General features: G+C 57.2%; 23 protein-coding genes. 10 read left to right on the forward strand and 13 right to left on the reverse strand.

The features are described 5' to 3' along the window. The first annotated feature begins 201 nt into the window (after positions 1 to 201). Positions 202 to 1,497: an OprD family porin gene (locus AC07OV_RS00685; protein ID WP_176997327.1), complete on the forward strand. Its 1,296-nt coding sequence runs from the start codon at positions 202 to 204 to the stop codon at positions 1,495 to 1,497. Between the two features lie 162 nt (positions 1,498 to 1,659). On the opposite strand, the gene AC07OV_RS00690 is transcribed toward AC07OV_RS00685, so the two are convergent. Continuing rightward, on the reverse strand, positions 1,660 to 1,863 hold the full coding sequence (locus AC07OV_RS00690) for a hypothetical protein (RefSeq protein ID WP_176997040.1): 204 nt from the start codon (positions 1,861 to 1,863) through the stop codon (positions 1,660 to 1,662). Between the two features lie 233 nt (positions 1,864 to 2,096). On the opposite strand from AC07OV_RS00690, the gene AC07OV_RS00695 reads away from it, so the two are divergent. Both AC07OV_RS00695 and AC07OV_RS00700 read left to right on the forward strand, forming a co-directional pair. Further along, a complete protein-coding gene (locus tag AC07OV_RS00695; RefSeq protein ID WP_176997326.1) occupies positions 2,097 to 2,318 on the forward strand; it encodes a tautomerase family protein in 222 nt (73 codons plus the stop codon). Beyond that, a complete protein-coding gene (locus AC07OV_RS00700; RefSeq protein ID WP_495091250.1) occupies positions 2,315 to 3,016 on the forward strand; it encodes an SDR family NAD(P)-dependent oxidoreductase in 702 nt (233 codons plus the stop codon). Before AC07OV_RS00695 ends, AC07OV_RS00700 begins: the two co-directional genes overlap by 4 nt. 14 nt (positions 3,017 to 3,030) lie before the next feature. Here AC07OV_RS00700 and AC07OV_RS00705 read toward each other — a convergent pair whose 3' ends face one another. Next, complete coding sequence (locus AC07OV_RS00705; protein ID WP_495091251.1) at positions 3,031 to 3,918, reverse strand: AraC family transcriptional regulator; 888 nt, start codon at positions 3,916 to 3,918, stop codon at positions 3,031 to 3,033. A 121-nt stretch (positions 3,919 to 4,039) separates the two neighbouring features. Here AC07OV_RS00705 and AC07OV_RS00710 point away from each other — a divergent pair, with 121 nt between their 5' ends. Beyond that, the gene (locus AC07OV_RS00710; protein ID WP_495091252.1) at positions 4,040 to 4,525 is read left to right on the forward strand and encodes a hypothetical protein; all 486 of its coding nucleotides are present in this window, start codon (positions 4,040 to 4,042) and stop codon (positions 4,523 to 4,525) included. 399 nt (positions 4,526 to 4,924) lie between these two features. Here AC07OV_RS00710 and AC07OV_RS00715 read toward each other — a convergent pair whose 3' ends face one another. Next, positions 4,925 to 5,116, reverse strand: coding sequence for a hypothetical protein (locus tag AC07OV_RS00715; protein ID WP_495091253.1), 192 nt, complete (start codon positions 5,114 to 5,116; stop codon positions 4,925 to 4,927). 560 nt (positions 5,117 to 5,676) lie between these two features. On the opposite strand from AC07OV_RS00715, the gene AC07OV_RS00720 reads away from it, so the two are divergent. The 6 genes from AC07OV_RS00720 to AC07OV_RS00745 all read left to right on the forward strand — a co-directional run bounded on the left by AC07OV_RS00720 (position 5,677) and on the right by AC07OV_RS00745 (position 9,309). Further along, positions 5,677 to 5,913 (forward strand): hypothetical protein, encoded by a 237-nt coding sequence (locus AC07OV_RS00720; RefSeq protein WP_495091254.1) that lies wholly within the window; start codon positions 5,677 to 5,679, stop codon positions 5,911 to 5,913. Positions 5,914 to 5,924: 11 nt separating this feature from the next. After that, entirely contained in the window at positions 5,925 to 6,221 is a 297-nt protein-coding gene (locus AC07OV_RS00725) for a hypothetical protein (protein WP_495091255.1), read from the forward strand. 268 nt (positions 6,222 to 6,489) lie between these two features. Then, positions 6,490 to 6,921 (forward strand): hypothetical protein, encoded by a 432-nt coding sequence (locus AC07OV_RS00730; RefSeq protein WP_495091256.1) that lies wholly within the window; start codon positions 6,490 to 6,492, stop codon positions 6,919 to 6,921. A 158-nt stretch (positions 6,922 to 7,079) separates the two neighbouring features. Beyond that, positions 7,080 to 7,388 (forward strand): hypothetical protein, encoded by a 309-nt coding sequence (locus AC07OV_RS00735; RefSeq protein ID WP_495091257.1) that lies wholly within the window; start codon positions 7,080 to 7,082, stop codon positions 7,386 to 7,388. An 854-nt stretch (positions 7,389 to 8,242) separates the two neighbouring features. Next, positions 8,243 to 8,749 (forward strand): helix-turn-helix domain-containing protein, encoded by a 507-nt coding sequence (locus AC07OV_RS00740; protein WP_495091258.1) that lies wholly within the window; start codon positions 8,243 to 8,245, stop codon positions 8,747 to 8,749. A 44-nt stretch (positions 8,750 to 8,793) separates the two neighbouring features. After that, a complete protein-coding gene (locus AC07OV_RS00745) occupies positions 8,794 to 9,309 on the forward strand; it encodes a hypothetical protein (protein WP_495091259.1) in 516 nt (171 codons plus the stop codon). Positions 9,310 to 9,594: 285 nt separating this feature from the next. Here the strand turns inward: AC07OV_RS00745 and AC07OV_RS00750 are convergent, their stop codons facing one another. The 10 genes from AC07OV_RS00750 to AC07OV_RS00795 all read right to left on the reverse strand — a co-directional run bounded on the left by AC07OV_RS00750 (position 9,595) and on the right by AC07OV_RS00795 (position 16,926). Then, positions 9,595 to 10,434 carry a DNA cytosine methyltransferase gene (locus AC07OV_RS00750; RefSeq protein WP_495091260.1) on the reverse strand — a complete coding sequence of 280 codons (840 nt, stop codon included), beginning with the start codon at positions 10,432 to 10,434 and terminating at the stop codon, positions 9,595 to 9,597. A 105-nt stretch (positions 10,435 to 10,539) separates the two neighbouring features. Then, entirely contained in the window at positions 10,540 to 10,827 is a 288-nt protein-coding gene (locus tag AC07OV_RS00755) for a type II toxin-antitoxin system RelE family toxin (protein WP_495091261.1), read from the reverse strand. Between the two features lie 9 nt (positions 10,828 to 10,836). Next, entirely contained in the window at positions 10,837 to 11,127 is a 291-nt protein-coding gene (locus AC07OV_RS00760; protein ID WP_495091262.1) for a type II toxin-antitoxin system Phd/YefM family antitoxin, read from the reverse strand. Between the two features lie 163 nt (positions 11,128 to 11,290). Then, positions 11,291 to 11,473 (reverse strand): Com family DNA-binding transcriptional regulator, encoded by a 183-nt coding sequence (locus tag AC07OV_RS00765; RefSeq protein ID WP_495091263.1) that lies wholly within the window; start codon positions 11,471 to 11,473, stop codon positions 11,291 to 11,293. A 4-nt stretch (positions 11,474 to 11,477) separates the two neighbouring features. Further along, a complete protein-coding gene (locus AC07OV_RS00770; protein WP_495091264.1) occupies positions 11,478 to 12,449 on the reverse strand; it encodes a hypothetical protein in 972 nt (323 codons plus the stop codon). Then, positions 12,434 to 13,111, reverse strand: coding sequence for a type 1 periplasmic-binding domain-containing protein (locus AC07OV_RS00775; RefSeq protein WP_495091265.1), 678 nt, complete (start codon positions 13,109 to 13,111; stop codon positions 12,434 to 12,436). Before AC07OV_RS00775 ends, AC07OV_RS00770 begins: the two co-directional genes overlap by 16 nt. A gap of 11 nt (positions 13,112 to 13,122) precedes the next feature. Further along, positions 13,123 to 13,656 carry a baseplate complex protein gene (locus AC07OV_RS00780; protein WP_495091266.1) on the reverse strand — a complete coding sequence of 178 codons (534 nt, stop codon included), beginning with the start codon at positions 13,654 to 13,656 and terminating at the stop codon, positions 13,123 to 13,125. Continuing rightward, the gene (locus AC07OV_RS00785; protein ID WP_495091267.1) at positions 13,653 to 14,555 is read right to left on the reverse strand and encodes a hypothetical protein; all 903 of its coding nucleotides are present in this window, start codon (positions 14,553 to 14,555) and stop codon (positions 13,653 to 13,655) included. Before AC07OV_RS00785 ends, AC07OV_RS00780 begins: the two co-directional genes overlap by 4 nt. Then, on the reverse strand, positions 14,552 to 15,259 hold the full coding sequence (locus tag AC07OV_RS00790; RefSeq protein WP_495091268.1) for a DUF4376 domain-containing protein: 708 nt from the start codon (positions 15,257 to 15,259) through the stop codon (positions 14,552 to 14,554). Before AC07OV_RS00790 ends, AC07OV_RS00785 begins: the two co-directional genes overlap by 4 nt. Before the next feature lie 8 nt (positions 15,260 to 15,267). Next, positions 15,268 to 16,926: a phage tail-collar fiber domain-containing protein gene (locus AC07OV_RS00795; protein WP_495091269.1), complete on the reverse strand. Its 1,659-nt coding sequence runs from the start codon at positions 16,924 to 16,926 to the stop codon at positions 15,268 to 15,270. Positions 16,927 to 16,928: the final 2 nt, after the last annotated feature.

Below are 16,928 nucleotides of genomic sequence, written 5' to 3' on the forward strand. Positions count from 1 at the left end.
AATTGACACATAGTTCAACGCGCGCATAGGATTGCGCCCAACGCCTGTGGCTAACCGCCATGACTCATCCAATAAAAAAAGGCCCGCGGCAGTTCAGTCGTCCGCGGGCCTTCTTTTTTCTGGAAAAAGTCGACACCAGAAAAGCAACACGGAGCCTGGTGTCACAGCGCGTACTCAACCAGTAATAAGGAATACAAGAAAATGTTGAAGCAACGGATGGGTCTGATCGCTCTGGGGATTTTGAGCGCCACTCAGGCAATGGCCAACGACCAGGAGCAATCCAAGGGTTTTGTTGAAGACAGCCACCTGAACATCGCAGCACGCAATGCCTACATCAGCCGTGACTACAAAAACGGCAAGCAAGACAAAGCCGAATGGGGCCAGGGTTTCATCGGCAAGTTCGAGTCCGGCTTCACCCAAGGCACCGTCGGTGTGGGTGTGGACGCCATCGGCCAATACGCTATCCGCCTGGACGGTGGTAAAGGTCGCAGCGGCGCGGGCGGCATCAACTTCTTCAAGCAGGGCGACAGCGGCGAAGCAGCCCGTGACCTGTCCAAAGGCGGCGCTGCCGTGAAGTTCCGCGTCTCCAACACTGTGCTCAAGTACGGTGATCAGTTCCCGGCCGTACCGGTGCTGGAATACGACAACTCCCGCCTGCTGTCCGAGACCTACACCGGTACTTCGATCGTTTCCAAAGAGATCGCCGGTCTGCAACTGGACGCCGGTCACTTCACCAAGGAAGCCCAGAAAGCGGCTGAAGGCACCGACAGCGGCCGCCTGAAAAGCATCGACTACATCGGTGGTAGCTACAAATTCACCGAAAGCCTGTCGGCTGCCCTGTACGCTTCCGACATGGAAGACGTGCTGAAGAAGCAATACGTCAACGTCAACTACGTGCTGGCCCTGCCAGAGAAGCAATCGCTGACCTTTGACTTCAACGGCTACAAAACCAAGCTGGACAAGAGCTTCGCCCAGCTGACCCAAGGTGACGCTGACGCCCGCGACAACAAGATCTGGAGCCTGGGCGCTACCTGGGCTGTCGGCCCGCACAGCTTCACCGTGGCCCACCAGCGCAGCACCGGTGACACCGGTTACCTGTACGGCGGCTACCGCAACAACACCAAGGACAGCGGCATCGGCGACGGTGGCAACACCATCCTGCTGGCCAACTCCTACTGGTCTGACTTCAACGGCAAGGACGAGCGCTCCTGGCAAGCCGGCTACGGCCTGGACTTCAGCGCCTTCGGCGTGCCTGGCCTGACCTACAACATCGCCTACGTGCGTGGCACCAACATTGATGACGGTTCCAACCGCGGCAGTGGCACCGAGCGTGAAATCTTCAACCAGTTCAAATACGTCGTTCAGAGCGGCCCGGCCAAAGACCTGAGCCTGCGTGCTCGAGCCTCGTGGTTGCGCGTCTCCAACAACGCCAGCAACTACAACGTAGGTGGTAACGAACTGCGTCTGTTCGCTGACTACCCGATCAACGTGTTCTGATTGATCGCATGTAGCGCCTGATCCAAGGCGATAAAAACCCCGACTGGTTCGGGGTTTTTTTATGCCTGGCTTTTGCACAGGAAAACAGCCAGGCGAGGGCGCGAAAAAAGCGGGAATGTGTGTGCGAAGCAAGCAGCGCCCAAGCGCTGCCCGCCCTTCACTTCAGTTTTGCGGACGCTGTTTGGTGGCGTCCAGCTCGGCCTTTTTGGCCGTGCTGATTTCGGTGATCTTTGCCGACTTCTCGATCGCCATGTTGAACGTGGCTTCCATCTTGGCAATCGCCGAATCGGCATTGTTGGTGCTGCCGGTCCCGCTGGTGGCCGGTGGCTTGCTGCCGCCGCCGCAGGAAGGAGGAACGCACGACATTGGAGCTCCTTGCATCGTCAGGATGCGCGTTGAGGGTTTGAGGGGAACACCAGGCGATGCTACTTAGCCAGTATCGCGGGCGGGTGTGAAATCTTGTGGAAGTGGCGTGAACACTTGTTACACCGCATCACTAATGAAGTACTCCGCGCCACCTTTATCCCTCAATGGCGCACGCCTAAATTGGCTCCACTGCCGGCCCATCATCCCGATGCCCGACCACTGGAGCCTCTGCCATGCCCTTTGTCAGCCTGCGCATCACCCGTGATGGCGTTACCCCGGAGCAAAAAGCCCAGGTCATCGCCGAATTCACCGAAACCCTCGAACGCGTCCTGCACAAACGCCCGGACCTGACCCACATCGTCATTGAAGAAGTCGACACCGATAACTGGGGCTACGCCGGCATCACCACCACCGAATACCGCAAATCCCAAGCCTCTTCTGGAGAAGCATCATGAGCAAAGTCGTCATCATTACCGGCGCCTCCCAAGGTATCGGCGCCGCTGTGGTCCAGGCCTATCGCGCCCTCGATTACCGCGTGGTCGCCACCTCGCGTTCGATCCAGCCGTCCACCGACCCGAACATTCTTACCGTGGCCGGCGACATCGCTGACCCCGCCACCGCCCAGCGCGTGGTCCGTGAAGCCCTGGCCACCTTCGGGCGTATCGACAGCCTGATCAACAACGCCGGCATCTTCATCGCCAAGCCGTTCACCGCCTACACGCCTGAGGACTACGCCAACGTCCTCGCGGTGAACCTCAACGGCTTCTTCTATATCACCCAGCTCGCCATCGCCGAGATGGAAAAGAACCGCGCCGGCCATGTGGTCAACGTCACCACCAGCCTCGCCGACCACGCCATCGACGGCGTGCCCTCGGTGCTTGCCAACCTCACCAAAGGCGGGTTGAACTCGGCAACCAAATCACTGGCGATTGAATACGCCAAGCGCGGCATCCGCGTGAACGCCGTAAGCCCGGGCATCATCAAGACGCCCATGCACGGCGAGGAAACCCACGCCGCGCTGGGGCAACTGCACCCTGTGGGGCATATGGGGGAGGTGAGTGATATCGCCCAGGCGATCATCTACCTGGAGACCGCCGCGTTCGTCACCGGCGAGATTCTCCACGTGGACGGCGGGCAAAGCGCCGGTCATTGATCCACACGCCCGGCCTAACCCGGCCGGGCGTTGTCCTCCCGTGGCGAGCGGCCAAAGAAGGCCTTGTAGGCACGACTGAAAGCCGCCTCCGATTCATAACCCACCGCGAAACCCACCTCACCGATTCGACTGTCGTGCTGCGACAACAGGGTCTTCGCCAGGGTCAGCCGCCACTCATTCTGATAGCGCAACGGCGAACGCCCGATCAATGAACTGAAGCGCTCACAGAAATTGGAGCGCGACATGCCTGCCAGATCAGCCAGCGCATCAATGCGCCACTGCTGCCCCGGTGTCTCATGAATGGCCCTCAGTGCGCGGGCGATACGCGCATCCGACAACCCACCCAGCCATCCCGACGCGGCACCCTGATGCACCCAGGTGCGCAAGATGCGGATCACCACCAGGTCGATCAGGCGCGAAATCATCAACGCACCGCCCGGTTGCGTGTCGTGGGCCTCAAGCAACATGAAATGCAAAATCCCTTCCGACCACGGCGCGGCGTCGGCGTGTCGAAGATGAATCAACCGGGGCAGGGCGAACAGCATCGCCTGGAAACTGCTCGCGTCGAACCAGAACCGACAGATCACCACCGTCGCCGGCCCGTCGACCGCCGTGATCGTGATGCCCGTGGGGTCATGGGGCAGCAGAATGATATCGCCCTGCTCAAGCATCGTGGTGGGCTGACCGGCGCCCTCCAGAAGCAACCGACCTTGCTGAAGCACGCCGATGTGCGCGCTCTTCTCATCCAGTTCAAGGCATTGCGCTTCCACCAGTGCCGCGGAATACACCCGATCGCCCGTCAGACGGATCTGCGCCAGCACTTGGGACAGCAGATCCCCTTTGGCCAGCCCCTCTAACTGCATTTCCGGATGAATGATCAAGTTTTCGAGGGGATTCGTCATGTTGGTCCGACTACGCCTTCACTAAGCTGAGCCCAAGATCATAGCGCGCTGGGCCAAGCAGAACGCAACCGCCACACATCAGCCGTTTATGCCTATCGTCCAATTAAACGAGAACCCCACCATGTTCGGAATCTCCGCCCTCGGCTGGCTACACACCCTCGGCAGCCTGCCGGCCATTCCACTGGCCGCCTACATGTTCATCCGCCACGGCCGCATCGTCCCCCGCTCGACGCCAGGTGTGCTCTACCTGGCATCCATGCTGATCGGTGGTTTCACCGTGTTCCTGGTCGCGAAGCAACCGGTCAGCAACGCGATTGGCGTCATCACCATTGCACTGCTGCTGGCGGGGTATGGCGTGGGATATGTCAGCTGGCTGGGTAGGGCGCGGGCGTATCTGGAAACGATCTTCCTGAGCCTGACCGCGTTTTTCCTGATGGTGCCGACGGTCTCCGAGACGTTGCGCAGAGTGCCGGATGGGCATCCGTTTGTGACGGATTTGCAGTCGCCGGTGTTGATTGGGGCGCAGGGGGGGATTGCGTTGGCGCTGGTGGTGGGGGTGGCTGCGCAGATGGTTTACCTGCGCAGGCAAGGCGGGCAGTTTGCCTGACCTTCAAAAAGCGCCCCAGTCTTCACAGGCTGGGGCGCTTTTTTGTGGGAGCCGGGCTTGCCCGCGATAGCGTCGGTTCAGTCACTGCATCAACAACCTATTACATGGACGTTTCAGGCGACTCCAATACCTTCACCCCATAATCAATTACGCCCTTACGCGTGGACGTTTTGTGGACGTTCACCCAAACCCCAGAAACAACAAAGCCCCTGCATTTCTGCAGGGGCTTCGTCTTATATGGTGCCGGCACCAGGAGTCGAACCCGGGACCTACTGATTACAAGTCCATGCAGAGCACCAGTATCCGTTAGGGCTCGCCGTAGAGCCCAGGTTTTTCAAGGATATACGGGATATAAGGGGCGCATTTTCCTGCTGGGTGTGGACATTTTGTGGACGTTTTTTATTCTTCATCCAGGTCTTCAGGCCGGACTCTGATGACGGTTGCGCATTCGCCGTCGAGACGCACTGAAACGCCGTTTGCATCGTAGCTTCCCACTATCGTTCCGTAGGGCTCCTCCCAAGGCTTGCCCTGTTGGAGCTTCTCCCGGGGGACGCTGACACGCTTCCCCACTCTGAGCTTGCTGATATCCATAAATCCTCCTTGCTTGTACTGATTGACTGCATCGTAGCAGGGGAGGCTTTTGGCGAGATGCAGGCTTATGAACAGGCCGTAATCAAGTAAAGGGCATACCTGATGACATGGAAGCCCTGGTTGTCACCGCCGCTGGGTTTGATCATTACGCCATGAGTGGGCAGCGCCGGGTGGCTAAAAGTAAGCCTGATAGAGGATTTTTCATATTTTTGCCCTGTGGTAGTCGGTGGAGCATCACTGTTCTTTATGCGTCGAAAGCGGCATCTCTATGAGGCACTACCTCACTTCATTTCAAAACCTCTCCTGTCGTGCAATCGGAATTGATCTATCGAGTCTCCCGTACCACGTGGCTCGGAGCTTTGATTTCTCGCCTTCTTCTGTTGCGCAGAAAAAGCATGCAGAGCCCGTCGGTGGGAGGGGGAAAAGTGCGTTTCCTGGCTGGATTTTTATCCGCGCAAGCTTGCTGCACCAGACCATTGGCATTTCGTCGGGCAGCAGTAGGCGAAAAATCAGTTCAAATATACTGTATATAAATACAGTAATTGATTTGGGTGTCGGCTATGGGTTTGAACAGTCTTTCTGAGGGAAGCACGACAGCATGGCGGGTGCTACTGAGTGATGAGGCAGCGTTGCTCATGCACCCAGGGGCACATCATAAAAAGCTGGTGGAGGGTGCCTACGCGCTCCACAGGGCGATGTTGATTGACCGAGATGAGCTTAGTGATCTGCTTGAACAGGCGGACGGAGCTTTAGCCTATGCCGTGGAAGCGCTGTTGGATGAAGAGAGTGCTGAATAGGTGAGCCTTCTATGCATATGTTGATTACACCGATGCGTTGCATGGGGGTCGCGCTAACCCCTCAAGAACGAAAGCGTTATGTGGCAATCAGGGGGGACGTGCGAGTCGGCCCCGAGCTGCGCGAGGAGCTCGGACGTAGCTCAAACGTGGCCAGGGTCTTAATCGGGGCGCAGGTTGAACCTGAGCCGCTTCCACGGTTGCTGGACGCAACATTGTCCGGCATGGCGCCCACCGGTTTTGTATTGAGTGGTATCGAGCAGGTCGAGGGCTGCGCTTACGCACAGTCTTGGTGGTGTCGTCTGGCATAGTTTCAGAAGCAGGGGCCGAGTGGCCCCTGCAAGTGGAACATTAGAACTGCTGGAAAAGCTTGAACAGGCGAAGCGACCAATACGCAGCCTGCAGCGCTCGAATCAGTTCTTCAGGTAAGTAGCGTGAAATGAAAAGCTTCATCTACGGTTTTCCTCATCGAAAAACTCTGCGCCGCCCTCAAGTCAGATGCAGCATCAGCGCGCTTGACGATTGACAGATTGGTCTACCGAGGCGAGCCTTCTCTAAGGTCTCTCAGGAAGAATCGCCATGTCTCAGAACTACAACGGACTTGAATTTGATACCGAGCTGCTGGCTCAGTGGGCGGCTTTTTTTGATTTGGCTGAGTGGGAATGGGAAAGAGGGATTGCTCCCGTAGGAAATTGGAAGCCGGATTACAGGGTTCGCTTTCCGTGCAGTCATTCCGAATGTTTCGATAGCCACACGCTTTACGTATCCGTTTTGCCAGTCAATGTGATCGGTAATCTCAAGGGGCACCCAGCGCTAGATTGGTATTACCGTGTTGAAGATTCTCGTGGTAAGCGTTTAGCTGATGCCGGAGCGCTTTTCGGAAATTCACCGCAAGCCACCGAGTGGCAAATGACACATGGAGCGGGTGGAGGAATGGAAGATATCCATAACTGGGTACATGGTGCTAATGAGCTTTGGATAAAGGCAGGAATACTAATTCGAGGTTTGTAGCTACTGCTTGAGGGAGTGCGTTGTCATGAAGACGTTATGTAGGTTCAATTCCGTTTGCTGCAGGACGACTTCCTATCGTTGTAAATTTTAGCCAGCGAGCCATGATCCCAATAGCTGGTGCGACCTCCCGCGTACAGTCTCTAAAAGGAGTTTTCTGAATGATCCGAGTAATGGTCTCGTTGGACCTTGTGAATGCTGAGTCTCGACGTGATGAGTTTTACAGGATGCTTGCTGCCAAGGGTTGGACCAAATTGGCTCGCGTAGATACTGTATGGGTATTCAATAAGATGGGGCATTCCCAGCAGGACGAGCGTGATGCAATGGCAGATATCGCCAAGCTGCTGACTGAGGCAGCAATCGAGTTCAAACCCACACGGATTAACTATGTCGCTCAGATCGGAAACAACATAGCCATTGAACGAGTTGTTGAAAAAAGGGCTAGCGATTACGCAGCCTATAACGCGTAGATTTCAGTTGGCGTCTGTTCAGGCGGGCGCCATCGCTGTGAGCATTAGAGGCCTGAAGGCAACCTTGCCGTTCGCTCACTCTCCCTCAAACCCCGCCCAGCCCACTCAACCAATTGCGCAAAAACGGCATCTCCGGCGTCAGAAAAACTTTGCAAGACTGAATGTACCGCGCTCAATGCACTACGTCCCATCATCTAGCTCTCGCTGCCGTTCTCTGCTTGCTAGTGAGTGGTCTAGATGACCAATTTGCGGTACGCCCTTGCTCGCCAGTTGGTATCCCTGTCTATGCGGGGTTTATCCGGTGTTTCGACCGATACGCTGAGCTAATGTCTTTATTTGAGGCCGCGCCGACCCCCGAACCTACGGATGCACTCGGCATCTTGGTGTGAGTGGTCGGGAATTGTATTTTTCCGAATAAATTTTTCCTCTTTGCTGCATAGAGCCCGCTGGAAAACTTATATGGCGGGATTTAGGTGAACAGAGCACCAAAAAAGCCATCTGGGTTGTGATGATCGGTTCTTTCAAGGACGGGAGTTTCGAGTTTTTTTCACAAAAGTGAATTTTTTTTGCGGTCATAGGGAGGTATTATTTACTCCCTAGGTAGGTTAATATGTCTCCCGGTAGGAGACATTTATACCTCCCGTAGGAGGGCATGAGCGTCCTCCAAATAACATTTAATCAAACTACATAGAAATTCCAATTCAAATACATTCGACATAGACACAGTAGACAAATTCAACCGGCTGACACAGTCGTCTCCCCCCCCGTCGTTGTCAACCTGACAAACAGCCAGCATAATCGCCCGTGTCAGCGAATTTGGTATTTCACCTGAGCTGGATATTGGAGATTTGGACATGGCGGTTTCGACGACAAAAACGAAAGTGAATAAAACCGTACCAACAACGGGTGAAAATAAAGCGATAGAAAAAAAATGGGGGAAAACCTTGACTGCAGCGGGGTGGACCGCGATCCCGAACGTTTTATTCGAGTGTTCGCAGCAACTGGGCCTGAAGCACTTGGACGTCGTCATCATGCTGCACCTTGCTGGTTACTGGTGGAATGCGGGTAACGATCCTTTCCCGAGCAAGCAGAGTCTTTCTACGAAAGTGGGTGTGACGCCTCGTACCATCCAAAGGTCAATCGCTCTTCTTGAAAAGAAAGGTTACATCCAGCGCATTGAGCGGAAATCGAATCTGGGTGGCAATCTTACGAATAGCTATTCCTTCTCCGGAATCATTGCCGCAGCAGAGCCTTTTGCTAAAGCGATGGTGGATGCTCGTGAAACAAAAAAAGCAGTCGGGGATGGTCGTCCAGGGCGGAATAAAGCCGCTGCGCTGGCGGCGCAGGAACTAGTCAAGTAAAGCAATTATCTGATGGGCGATTCGTTCATCGAGAGGGGGGAACGATGAATAGAAATGCCGCGCAGTACGGTGACGAAAGCTTAGCGAATGCTTTCCGTGAGCTGATGGAGGTAGTTGTAACCATGAGAAACACAGGCGTAGACCTGAAAAAAGTGCCTCATGCGCCGGAGTTTACCTACCTCTTGACTCCTAAACAGTTCGATCGCGTCAAACGTATTTGCCGAGAAAGAAAATGGCCTGAGCCCAATCGCCGCGGCATTTTAATAGACCTCCAAGCTGTAGCTCACCCACTGGAGTCACGGGTAAACAAGGACAACTGTACGGCAGAAGAGGCGCTACAAATTTTAATGAACGCATATTGCGCTCACAGCGAGGTTGGGCTGAATAAGCCAAAGCATGCTCAAGGGATACTGTTCAATACGGGAAGAAAGGTGAGCGTAGGGGAGGGGAAATATTACGCTTTAGCCGTCGTGAAAATCGTTCAGGAGGGGTCTGTAAAATACTTGGCCCCGGTCACTGCTTATCACGCAACCGAGGCCAAGATCAGGAAAATTAGGTGACTACGAGGAAGGACGGCCTTGAAAGTAAGTCTCCCGTACTGAAACGGAACAACCCAAACACCTTCAATTTCCCTTCATATGACCCTGGCTAGCCTGGGCCTTCGCAGCTCCGCCGACAAATTTTCTGCTGTCGCGTAGTCACCAACAATGTTAAGCAACTGCTAAGCAGAATGCAATCATTAACCTCCCAGGCAGTCGCATGCGCCTCCCTCTTTGCCATAAAATGATAGCGTTTTCACATTCATTCGACCTTTTTCCATTGCCTTACAGTTGTGCTTTCAGCCACTAAGGTCGCGCTATCAACCCCCGCCCAACCCACTCCGCCACCTGCGTAACAACGGCATTTCCGGCACCAAAAGCCTCTGCAAGGTTGGCCGCATCCAGTCCGAGGCAAAGCCCATCATCTTCAGCCGTTCGCTGCCGCTCAACCATCTGATCCCATCCGTCCGGTTCAGCGACGAAAGTGGTACAGCCCATAGTGATCTGCGACCCGGCTTTGTTCGCCAGTAAAGTATTGGCAGCCCAGGCATCCGCGGGCCGTGGCCAGGGCTGCGATTGAGACGCTGGAGATATTGCGTCCACTGGCGCGGCGTCAGCCAGGAGCTGGATGGGGGGCATTCGTCGATAACCGGCGACCAGGAATATTCGGCGACGCTGCTGGGGGACTCCGAAATATTGAGCATTAAGCACTCGCCAAAATCCCACATACCCGCAGTCCGCAAGGGCCCGGATGACTGTCTCAAAGTCGCGGCTATCGTTGACAGCGAGCAGGTTAACGACGTTCTCAAGGACCACCCAGCGAGGTTGTGTTTCCTTGAGGATTCGTATGACTTCCCAAAACAACCCGCTGCGCTCGCCTTGCAGTCCTCTGGGTGCATGGCTGCCGGCGATACTGATGTCCTGGCAGGGGAAACCTGCGGTGATGACGTCGACTGCTGACAGGTTGTGAGCCCCACACTCGCGCACGTCTTCAAATTGGCGTGCATGGGGAAATCGGTCGGCAAGCACAGCCCGGTTGATGGGGTTGAGTTCGACTTGCCAAGAGGTACGGTATCCGGCGTTTTCAAATCCGACATCAAAGCCTCCGATGCCTGCGAACAGGCTGCCTATGGTGGGTTGCTGCATTCAGTAACTCGTTGTTCTGGATGCTCGCGGCACGCTGGCAGGTGGCTCTGGGCCTTCAAAGGATGGGTAATTATTTATAACAAAGAGAAGCCCGCGTTGGCGGGCTCAGACTCGCTTTTTGGCCGTGTCATAAATTTCGCTGTCACGACGAGCTCCGACAGCGATGATCAGAACCTGAATAGCTTTCCCATCAACCCGGTAGACGATTCGGGTGTCGCCAGTTCGGATCCTACGACAGCCAGCGAGACTACCGCTTAGAGGCTTTCCACTTTTGTCGGGCTCCCCGTTTTCAATTCTTTCTTCGATGACATCGAGTATCCGGTTCGCAGCGGCGGATCCGAGTTTATCGAAGTCGTCTTCTGTATCAGGGTGGTATGTGACGCCCCAAACCATCGCAAATCCTTAGTCTTTTTTGGCGTACCTAGCCCGCATGTCAGCGTGAGAGATAGCCTTTTGTGGGTCGAAATTTGCCAGCCGATCACGCGCCGTCGCCTCAATGCGAAGGTCTTCCAGCTCATCAAGCATCTCTTGATACGCTTCAACGTTCACAATGACTGCGGCTGGTTCGTTGTCTTTGAACACAACCAGGCGATCAGTGGCGCGGCTCGATACTTCCTTGAGCTTCGCACTGAACCCCCTAACCATTGCGGTAACCGATACGGCCTGTTCAGCTCGTTCAAGCAACGCTGCCATGATTTCCACTCCAAAATACACAAAAACGCTAGATGAGCATAGTTTTATACGTAAAATCGTACGCTCCAGACAACGCAAAGTATTACTCATATTTGAGCATTTGTTAAGCATCTGCTAAGCATTTTTCGTTTCGTAGATCGAATGGTCGTTCCAAACGGTGTTTTCAATTAGTGGCTAACGCTCCTCCAGCCCGATCTGTAATCGGATGAACGTTGGTTTTTCGCGGATCGCCGTTTGCTTTCAGATGGTTCAACGTTCGGCAGCGCGGGCATTTGATCTGTATTTCGAACGAGCCGTTAGCTACGGCGAGCTTTCGGCCGCACTGGCCGCATCGTAGGTCTTGCATTCATTCACTCAGTGATGGGGTTAAGTTTTACGGCCTGCGCCGTGGCAGACGCTGCATGTGTTGTGAATTCGGCCGCGTTATCCGGCGGCGGTGTCGGGCCGTGTTTGTGCGCGGCGATGGCGGCGTTCATCTTCTGCACCAGGTCAATCAGGTCGCACAGCACCTGCAAGACGTTGACGCCTTCGGAGCCGAGCCACGTTTTGCCGGCCACGAGGCGTTGGCCGATGACCGATACACTTTCGCGCAGGCCCTGGATCCGTTCCCGCATGTCACCGCCCACGGTCGCGTTGTGCTTTTGCCCCACCACCAGGTTCAAATCCCGCCCAGTGGCCATGTGCAGGTCATCGACCGCTGCCAGGCTGGCCGAGCCTCCGGACAGCAGCTTCAACGCGCCCAACGCCTCAACCGTCTTTATCCCCCCTACCGATTCGGTACTGTGGTCATCTACCTCCACGGTGCTGACCTGATACCGTTCTACATTCTCCAGTGCCTGCACCTGGCGTTCGCTCGCCCGATCTGTAATGGTCGCGTCAGTCACCCGCAACCAGTTGCCCTCGGCGTCGGCCCGCTGTTGCACCGCCTCACTGTGCTGCCACAACTGATCGCCCTTCGGCACCTGGGGCAAGCTCAAGCCATGGGGCAAAATCTGCAAAATAAACGGCTTGTTCGGCAGCCCGTAAGCAAAGCTGACCACTACGACGGTGCCTTCTTGGGGAAACCCATAGAAGCCCATCTCGGCACCGCCGCCCGGCACTGGCAGGGCAACGCCCAGTAGAGGGGGCAAATCAGCAGCCACTTCACCGTCCGGCCCCAGCACCTCAAGGTCCACCGCATAGCGCGGGCGAAAGTCGTCACACAGCCCAGCACTGGCAGGCGGATCCGCCACGGACAGCACCCTTGCAAAGCGCGGCAGGTGATAAGCGCCGGCCAGTTCCGGGAAGCGGCGTTCGACGATTCGGGTTACGGCTTCTTCCACTTGAGTACCATTTGCGTACCGGTCAGCGTCACGGCGGTGATGCGCTGGCCTTGGTTGATCATCGCGCCAGGGCGCAGGCCGGGCAGGGCGGCAATCTCGGCGCTTTGGTTGCCTTGGTAGCTGTCGAACAGCTCGACGGGCAGTTGCAGTGCCGGGCGTGCGCCCCAGTAGCTGTCGGCCCAACGGCCGACGAATACTTCGCCGTCACCTTGTTGGTGCCAGAGGAAGTCGGGGATGTTGAACACCTGGGCCAGGCTGTCCATGGCTTGAACGCCGCCACCCAGGGAATAGAAGTAGGGCACGCGAATACGCGCATACGGCGCATCCGGCACCCGAAAGCGCACACCGGCCACGCGGCTGACTTCGGCCAGAACGGCGCGAAGGTCCACATGCCGCAATGCCATGGGCAATGGGTAGTTGAGCACCGCCGCCACCTCCCGGCAGAACAGAACCTGTTCCTGACCGTTGACCTTCGTGCAGCGCTCTACGTATCCGACAAAGTGCCGGTGAAGCGGCATGTCGTTGTAGCCCAAATCGAGTGTCACCAGCCCGCGCAGGGCATTGGGGGATTTGACCGTGAACGTGGCGCGGCCCGGCGTGCGCAGCTCAAGCCTTACATCGTGCTGAACCAGATCGAAGGGCTTGCCGTCGATTCTTACCATGATATGTGGCTTCAAACCGCGGGCCCCACATAGTCGTCCACCCGCTTGAGGATCCGCTCAAAGCCGGTCAAGCCGGGTGTATCCTCTTCTTCCGAAGGTGCGGCCACACTGTCTCCCGGGCCGACTTGTTCCTGCACGTTGCCCGCAGGGCGTCGCGTCTCGACCCGTTCCGGGTTCGACAACTTCTCTGTCAGGGTGAATTGCACCCGCCATGCCGCCAGGTTGTCATCCTCCCGTGCCGTCACGGTGTCGCTGAAAATCACCTGCCGTACGCCGAACGCCTCGGCCGTGTCGTTCACTACCCGATACAGCCTGAGCTGCCCGCCGCCTGCCGTGGCCTCCGCCAGGCGCATGATGTCCACCAGGTGCTGGCGATCACGATAAGGAATCAGCAACGAGACCGTCAGCGCTTTGGGCTTGAAGCCCTTGTGCGCGCTGTCGGTGTAGCTGGTCTGCCCCGACAGGTCGCCGCTCTCGATTCGCAGGTTGGCCGTGACCTTCAGCGACTTGCCGTTGATCTTCTGACCATCGAGCAGCAGCGTCATAGGCCCACCAACTCCTGCACAAAGCTCAACCCGTCCTTCGGCCCGACCAACAGCAGGCCAGCGCACAACACCCACTCATGGCCCGGTGCAGTGCCTGTCAGCAACTGCCGGCGCAATTGGGGGCCATCCCCGGGTCCGATCAATCGGGTGACCATAGCGGTGTCCGGAGTGGGGTTAGCCAATTGGTCCTGCAAGTCTTTCAACTGACTATCGCGGGCTATCGATTGCGCCGCTTTGCGCGCAGCAAGGGCAGACAAATCCCCTAGCGGCGAGCCGTCCGCCGTATAGCTTTCCAGCGCCGCCAGTTGCCCCGACAGCGAGCGCTTCGCCGCCTGGGTGAGGGTGCAACGCTCCAATGGTAGCGCTCCCCAACCGGGCACGGCGGCAGCGGTAGGCAACTCCCACTTTTCAGCCTCAAGGCGTGACAAATAACGTGCACGCTTCTCGGTGCGCTGTAATTCCGGTACCGGTATTAAGGCGTTGAAGCGTGCCAGTGCATCCGCCAGATGGTCATAGCGAGTGGCCAAAAACAGCACCGCCAAGGCGTGACTGCCAGCCCCCTCCAGCAGCTTGTCAGCCAGCAACTGCACTAGGTTCGGTGCAGATAGAAACCGCTGATAACCACGGCCCTGACCCACACCGCTCTGAAACGGCGTAATCACCATGCATGCAGGCGCTTGGCCCATTTGCCCGGCCATCGCCGCACGCCCGGCCGCAACAGCGGCTTTTGCTGCGGGCCCCACGGGCCCTGGGTCAGTGGTAGCCAGCCCATCCAGCGTTGCCAGGCGCTTGGCCGTGCTCATCAATTCAGCGCCGGCCAAGTCTTTGGCGGGCGCCAGATCGTCCATCCACTGGGTGGCTTGAGCAGGCCAACGCATGGCCACCGGCGCCCAGGTCATTCTGGCGCACTCCACTCAATCGCCTGCATGGCGAGCATGTCCTTATTTGTGAGGGTTTTCGCCAACTCACGTTTGAGGGCGTCGGCCTTCTGCAGCGCGGATTGTTTGTGCTTCAACAAATGCAGGCCTACCGCGTACAGTTGCTCGGCCGTATGCGGGCGATAGGTTTTGGGCTCGCCCTCGGCGTAGCACGGGTAGGGCGCGTCCAGCGCGCTCAAGATCAAACCCGTCAGGTTCAACTGGTCTTCCAGCACGCTGTCGTAGCGCAATGGCTGATCCAGCACATCCGAAATAAAACCCGATTCAATCACCCCAGCGCAGGTGCTGTTGATCATCTCCAGCTTCTGCGCGTACAGCCGGGCCAGCACTGTGTCCAGGTCATCCACCCAGCGGCCGTCTTTCCACACCTGCCCGGGCTGAGGGCGCAGCACGGTATAGCCATTGGGGATCGGCCCTACGCCAGTTAGCGTCAGGGGCTCGCGGGTGCTGGTGTTGTAGACGATCAGCCCGTTGAAGTAGTCCAGCTGTTGCCAGCGCTTGCCATTCCAGTACTGGATTTTGTTCTGGGGCGCCTCGGGTGGGGCGACCTCCACGCAGCCGCCCGGCAGCAAATAAACGCCGGGCTCCAGGGGCGATTCATCGGCCAGCACTGGGCCGACGTAGAGGCCCAGATGATTGGTTTGGTACACCGTTTTGGTCAGCATGTCGGCCCTCAATACTTGATGCAAATCAGCAGCGCCTGGTTCACCGGCCGCGCCTCGTTGCCACCGGATGCAGCGATGGTCACGCTGTGGGTATGCGCAGGTTGCTGGCCGGTGGTCGCGTCATGGGTATGGCTGCCGCCGTTGGCGACGGTGACGGTGTGGGTGTGCGCACCGGCTGCGGAGGTCGCGGCCCCGTGGTGCGCGCCTACGGAGTAGTGCCCGCCACCCTGGCCGGTGGCGATATTCACGGAGATGGGCCAAGTCAGATGGGTGTGCTCGCCTTGTACGTCATTGGATGCGGTGTGGGTATGTTCGCCACTCGCTGCCACTATCACGCTGTGGTTGTGAGCGCCCTGAGCGTCAACGCTGGCCGCATGATCATGCGCAGCGTTTTGGCTCAGTTGATCACTGCCCAACCCTCGCCCCGAATCCAGCCCACGTCCTTCATCCAGGCCACGGATAAACACCCCTCGACTGTCGCCAATATTGAAGGTGGTGCTGCCATCGCCTGCGCCGTAGCGCGTGCCGATCACGGCAAACAGCTTTGCATACAGCGTGCGCGAAACATTGGCGCCGTTGCGTTTCAGCCAGCCCGGGGGCGCATTGGTCAAGTCGAAGCTCGCAACCATGCCCACCAGCGAATCGCTGATTTGCTGATTCAGCTTACCCAGCGCCGCCGTGGACGCGATGATCTGGCTGCTGTTGGTGTCTGGGTCGTCGCTGATGGCATTGGGTAAATTACCCAGGCCCACGTCGGCCTTGGTGGTGGCCCGGGCGCGCAAGTCTTTGTAATCACCGTTGCGCGCAGCGAAGTGCTGCACCAGCGGCCCGTGGATCGGCTCAACCGTTCGTAGATCCGTCAGCGTTGTTGAGTTAGGCAGGTGCGCCACGGGAATGACGTAATGCTGGATACCGGCAATGTCTCGGTAATCGGTGAAGTTTTCTCCCCACACCACCAGCCAGTGCACGCCCACGCTGTTTTCTTGGCGCACCAGCGCCACATCCAGGTAGGCATGGCTGGGCAATTCGGGTGGGGTGACAGGCAACGCCTCGGCCAGCGCGATGCGCATGCCCTCGACCACGACCAAACCAGGTTTCAGTTGATAGTCATCGTTGGTTTTTACCAACTGCAGGCTGTCACCCAGAAAGCATGCACGACCAAACACATCCCGATTCGATAACCGTTCACGCTCATCAATGTCTTGCAGGCGCACGGTGAAGTCGTGTTGCCAGGTGCTGGCATCGATGCTCACATCCGTCAGTGCCTGCGCCCCATCGAACACCAGCAGCATGTTGCGCGTAACGTTGTTGCCGATTTGATGCGGTGGAGTGTTTTTGCGCTTTTGCTGCACCGGCACATGCGCGACCGCCAGCAGCACCTCCTCACCGCTTTCCAGGCCGATCCAGTTCCAGTCGAAGTCGCCGATGTCGCTGCCCATCATCAGGCTGTACACGACTTGGTTCGGGTTCACGAACCCCTTCTGTGTGTAAATTTGAATGTGGACGATTTGCTCGGGCGGCGGTTTCGGCGCATCTCGATCCACCGGTTTCGACGGGTCCAGACCCGGCACCAAAGCCAATACGAATCGGCTCACCAGGAGCACTTCGTGAGCGGCTTGTTTCTCGGCGATCAGACGTTCGCCGGCGCGGGTTATGCTCGCGGTCATGG

Source organism: Pseudomonas sp. GW821-FHT09A09 (genome assembly GCF_059418405.1).

What these genes read in the sequence shown, in the direction of transcription:
- AC07OV_RS00700 (WP_495091250.1), top strand. Translation starts at nt 2,315, where the DNA reads ATGAGCAAAGTCGTCATCATTACCGGCGCCTCCCAAGGTATCGGCGCC.
- AC07OV_RS00725 (WP_495091255.1), top strand. Translation starts at nt 5,925, where the DNA reads ATGCATATGTTGATTACACCGATGCGTTGCATGGGGGTCGCGCTAACC.
- AC07OV_RS00690 (WP_176997040.1), bottom strand. Translation starts at nt 1,863, where the DNA reads ATGTCGTGCGTTCCTCCTTCCTGCGGCGGCGGCAGCAAGCCACCGGCC.
- AC07OV_RS00795 (WP_495091269.1), bottom strand. Translation starts at nt 16,926, where the DNA reads ATGACCGCGAGCATAACCCGCGCCGGCGAACGTCTGATCGCCGAGAAA.
- AC07OV_RS00720 (WP_495091254.1), top strand. Translation starts at nt 5,677, where the DNA reads ATGGGTTTGAACAGTCTTTCTGAGGGAAGCACGACAGCATGGCGGGTG.
- AC07OV_RS00740 (WP_495091258.1), top strand. Translation starts at nt 8,243, where the DNA reads ATGGCGGTTTCGACGACAAAAACGAAAGTGAATAAAACCGTACCAACA.
- AC07OV_RS00715 (WP_495091253.1), bottom strand. Translation starts at nt 5,116, where the DNA reads ATGGATATCAGCAAGCTCAGAGTGGGGAAGCGTGTCAGCGTCCCCCGG.
- AC07OV_RS00755 (WP_495091261.1), bottom strand. Translation starts at nt 10,827, where the DNA reads ATGGTTTGGGGCGTCACATACCACCCTGATACAGAAGACGACTTCGAT.
- AC07OV_RS00760 (WP_495091262.1), bottom strand. Translation starts at nt 11,127, where the DNA reads ATGGCAGCGTTGCTTGAACGAGCTGAACAGGCCGTATCGGTTACCGCA.
- AC07OV_RS00790 (WP_495091268.1), bottom strand. Translation starts at nt 15,259, where the DNA reads ATGCTGACCAAAACGGTGTACCAAACCAATCATCTGGGCCTCTACGTC.
- AC07OV_RS00780 (WP_495091266.1), bottom strand. Translation starts at nt 13,656, where the DNA reads ATGACGCTGCTGCTCGATGGTCAGAAGATCAACGGCAAGTCGCTGAAG.
- AC07OV_RS00765 (WP_495091263.1), bottom strand. Translation starts at nt 11,473, where the DNA reads ATGCAAGACCTACGATGCGGCCAGTGCGGCCGAAAGCTCGCCGTAGCT.
- AC07OV_RS00705 (WP_495091251.1), bottom strand. Translation starts at nt 3,918, where the DNA reads ATGACGAATCCCCTCGAAAACTTGATCATTCATCCGGAAATGCAGTTA.
- AC07OV_RS00745 (WP_495091259.1), top strand. Translation starts at nt 8,794, where the DNA reads ATGAATAGAAATGCCGCGCAGTACGGTGACGAAAGCTTAGCGAATGCT.
- AC07OV_RS00685 (WP_176997327.1), top strand. Translation starts at nt 202, where the DNA reads ATGTTGAAGCAACGGATGGGTCTGATCGCTCTGGGGATTTTGAGCGCC.
- AC07OV_RS00695 (WP_176997326.1), top strand. Translation starts at nt 2,097, where the DNA reads ATGCCCTTTGTCAGCCTGCGCATCACCCGTGATGGCGTTACCCCGGAG.
- AC07OV_RS00735 (WP_495091257.1), top strand. Translation starts at nt 7,080, where the DNA reads ATGATCCGAGTAATGGTCTCGTTGGACCTTGTGAATGCTGAGTCTCGA.
- AC07OV_RS00730 (WP_495091256.1), top strand. Translation starts at nt 6,490, where the DNA reads ATGTCTCAGAACTACAACGGACTTGAATTTGATACCGAGCTGCTGGCT.
- AC07OV_RS00750 (WP_495091260.1), bottom strand. Translation starts at nt 10,434, where the DNA reads ATGCAGCAACCCACCATAGGCAGCCTGTTCGCAGGCATCGGAGGCTTT.
- AC07OV_RS00785 (WP_495091267.1), bottom strand. Translation starts at nt 14,555, where the DNA reads ATGACCTGGGCGCCGGTGGCCATGCGTTGGCCTGCTCAAGCCACCCAG.
- AC07OV_RS00775 (WP_495091265.1), bottom strand. Translation starts at nt 13,111, where the DNA reads ATGGTAAGAATCGACGGCAAGCCCTTCGATCTGGTTCAGCACGATGTA.
- AC07OV_RS00710 (WP_495091252.1), top strand. Translation starts at nt 4,040, where the DNA reads ATGTTCGGAATCTCCGCCCTCGGCTGGCTACACACCCTCGGCAGCCTG.